This window comes from Escherichia albertii NBRC 107761 = DSM 17582, from assembly GCF_000759775.1.
Taxonomy (GTDB): Bacteria; Pseudomonadota; Gammaproteobacteria; order Enterobacterales; family Enterobacteriaceae; genus Escherichia; species Escherichia albertii.
This window is the reverse complement of the sequence record NZ_BBMY01000198.1, coordinates 1-3,457: the sequence shown is the minus strand read 5'-3', so window position 1 is coordinate 3,457 and position 3,457 is coordinate 1. Positions and strand designations below refer to the sequence as shown.

Here is a 3,457-nt window from a genome sequence, read left to right as displayed (position 1 = left end):
GATGATCAATTTGAACTGATAGACGACGTAATTTTCGCCAATATCTTTTTCGCGCTGGAAGAAACTGGACTGGCGTATCCGTGCATCGCTGGTAAAGATGATATGCCGCAACTCGATGCGTGGCTGAGGGTGTTTTCCGGCGTCTATCGCGTTAAGGAAAATAAATATTTCGACGCCAGCCGCACCCGGGACTGGCATGTCGGAGCGAATGTCGACAAAGAGAAAGTTAAGCGCGTCGCCAGAGTTTTATTCGGCGATAACCTCTATCAGGAAGGTCTGACGAGTATCTTAAAGCAGTTTGCTGATCTGAAACATACGGCGGGATTAATTAGTATCGGCAAATTGTTTCTTAAGGTCGCTAAACCTGGCGATCATTACTGGCAATGCAGCAACTGCGGACGAATTCACTTACATTTAGGGTTTAAGCATTGTACCCGTTGCGTAAATCCGCTCAATATTGAACCCAGCGGCGTCGTTGAAAAGCTATGGGAAGACAATTTTCTTGGCAAACGCATCGTGCGCGGGGAACGAGATGGTGTTAAACGTTTCCGGTTGAACGTCGAAGAATTGACCGGGCAAACGGATGATTTTTCCGAGCGGTTGCGTAAATTCAAGGGGATTTTCGTCGATAAGATGAGCGAACTTGAAAAACTGGATGCGGAAATCGATATGCTTGCCGTTACCACAACGATGGAAGTCGGTATTGATATCGGTTCGCTTCAGTCAGTTTATCAGGCCAACATGCCGCCCCAGCGATTTAATTACCAGCAGCGCGTCGGTCGCGCCGGACGACGCGGCCAGGCATTTTCTTTCGTTATCACGTTTTGTCGCGGGCGTACTCATGATGCTTACTATTTCGCACACCCTCACGCGATCACCGGCGATCCGCCGCCGCCGCCCTTCCTGGCGGTCGATCATGATGATATACCCAAAAGACTTCTGCGGAAAATTTGGCTCAGAAGCGCATTTAATCTTCTGCGTGAAGAATGCCGTAAGAACAAAATAACATTCCCTGGCGATAAACTCGTACCGCCTGATATTCATGGCGAATATGTTTCAACGCATGATTACTATCATGATGATAAAGCTGACTGGGCCAAACTATTGTACAGCGCGCTGGAGGCGACTCAGAATATACGTGAGCGTTTTATCGAAGCCGCAACGTTCGCCCCCGGTCAACGCCAACGCCTTTATTCCGCAATCAACGCTGAAAAAATAATCGAAGAAATCGCGGGATTGGGAACTTCCGCTCCTGACGATAATACAGGGCTTGCTTGTTTTCTGGCTGAGCGAGGGCTATTGCCGATGTATGGAATGCCGACTCGGGTACGCAACCTTTATCTGGGATTACGCAAAACAAAAGGTGCGAATGACCAAACCGAATACGAATGGTCAACGATGGATCGCGATCTTGACCTTGCGGTTTTTGAGTATGCTCCTGGTTCGGTATTGATCAAGGATAAGAAAAAGCATGAGGTGATCGGCTTCACCGGCAATTATCGGGAACCCCAGGTCCAGGACAACCGTGTATCAGATCTCTCGACGGTATGTTCATGGCTGGAATCGAGTCACTATGTCGCGATTTGTCCGGCATGCGGTTCGGCAAAGCTGGAGCAAAGTCAACCTGATAGTGACATTAACTGCAAGGATTGCGATACGCCGATCAGCCCGGACGAATTCGAACTCTATATCACGCCTGCCGCTTTCCGCACAGATTTTGAGCCAAAGGACGAGATGGACAGCTTTACCCGTATGTCGTTAAAAACTACGGCGACCGTATTGCATACAGGAGCCTCAGAAAGTTGCGGTTCTTTTATCGTACGGCGCGGCGGCGTTACTATTTTGCGTCTTAACGATGGGCCCATTAATGGGGAGAAAGAAGGAGAGCGCTTTACCGTTGATTTGGCGAGCGATCAAAAGGTGCCGATTCCTTTAGCTACCTACCGATCGCCGATTAAAGGAAGTCAGGCGATTGATTCAAACTGGGCTGGACTGCGCAATAATTTTAGATGGCGGTGCACCGGAGAGAAGAAAAGCTTTGGGCTTGTATCAAGCAAAGAGACGGAGTCGCTTCACCTGGAGTTAATGCAATTCGATGAACGCCTTAATCTGAATATGGTCGCCAGATACGGCGAATATATGAATTTGCCTACGCGAGCGGCGGCTATCAGCGCGACTCAAATATTAACGCATAAAGCCGCGCTCCATCTGGATGTATCGCCAGACGAGTTCGAAACGCTTGAACCCCGGTTGCACTTCGGCAAACCGATATTGCAAATCGCCGACGCGTTGATCAACGGTTCAGGATTATGCCGACGGCTTGCCGAACCATCGGTTGCTGGCGACCCTCCATTGGTAGCCACATTACTGGATGAAATCCTGAACAATAAGAGCGACTGGCCGATGGTCGATTTCTTGAGTAATGATCATCCCGCACAATGCCAAACTGCTTGTTACAAGTGCATACAACGTTATGGCAACCGCCGGTACCACGGCTTACTGGACTGGCGTTTAGGCATAGCCTACTTACGGGCAATGGTAGTACCTGAATTCGCCTGCGGCTTGAACGACAATGACTGGATTCATCCTGAAATGGTCGGGTGGCGAGACAGGGCATTTGAGCTGGCGGAAGACGTCGAGGCGTTACGACCTGGAACCATCAAATTGTCAAAAGAGCACTCATTACCGGTCCTTACCGAAATTCAGGATGGAAAAGAACTCTGGCGCGCAGTCGTTACACATCCCCTGTGGCAATGGAGAGAACCTGAGCGTAAAGCGCTGATTGACTCATTGGGACTCATCGATGACAGATCCTCATTGCGATTCATTGATACATTCGAGCTGGAAAGGCGGCCTTTGCGAGCGTTGGCTAATCTGAAACGAAATTAACATTATCAAAATCGGCATACTCTTTTTGTTGATCAAAAGCGCTTTCAAACGAAAGCGCTCATTGAATAGTGGCAAATGAGGCTTTCTGATGGATACATTTACTCCAGCTAAACGAAGCTATGTAATGTCCAGAGTCAAGGGGAAAAATACCCGACCTGAATGTATCGTCAGGCGCCTTGTATATCATGCTGGGTTTCGTTATCGCTTGTACGATCCCAGACTACCGGGCAAGCCCGATTTAGTCTTTTGGGGAAAGCGCAAAGTCATTTTCGTACATGGCTGCTTCTGGCATAGCCATGAGGGATGTCGGCGAAATCGCATGCCTAAATCCAATCAGGAATATTGGTTTGCTAAGTTGAAAAAAAATAAATCAAGGGATTGCCTGAACTTGTCAAAACTGTACGAAATGGGCTGGCGAACGTTGGTGGTCTGGGAATGCGAACTTAAAGAAACCGATGTTCTTTTGGAAAGGCTGAAAGAATTTTTAAAGGAATGATGTAAGAGAGTCAAAAATAGCGCTGGTCTTGATACCTGGTTATGAATTGAAAAGGTGGTCAGTCTGGTGGTC

At 48.3% G+C, this 3,457-nt stretch carries 2 protein-coding genes; both read left to right on the top strand.

Annotated elements, in window-relative coordinates; genetic code table 11:
* Window positions 1-2,889: helicase-related protein (locus EA14781_RS21885; RefSeq protein WP_042336296.1), on the top strand; the 2,889-nt coding region annotated here is incomplete at its 5' end.
* A gap of 88 nt (window positions 2,890-2,977) precedes the next feature.
* Complete coding sequence (locus EA14781_RS21880; RefSeq protein ID WP_002462352.1) at window positions 2,978-3,385, top strand: very short patch repair endonuclease; 408 nt, start codon at window positions 2,978-2,980, stop codon at window positions 3,383-3,385.
* Window positions 3,386-3,457: the final 72 nt, after the last annotated feature.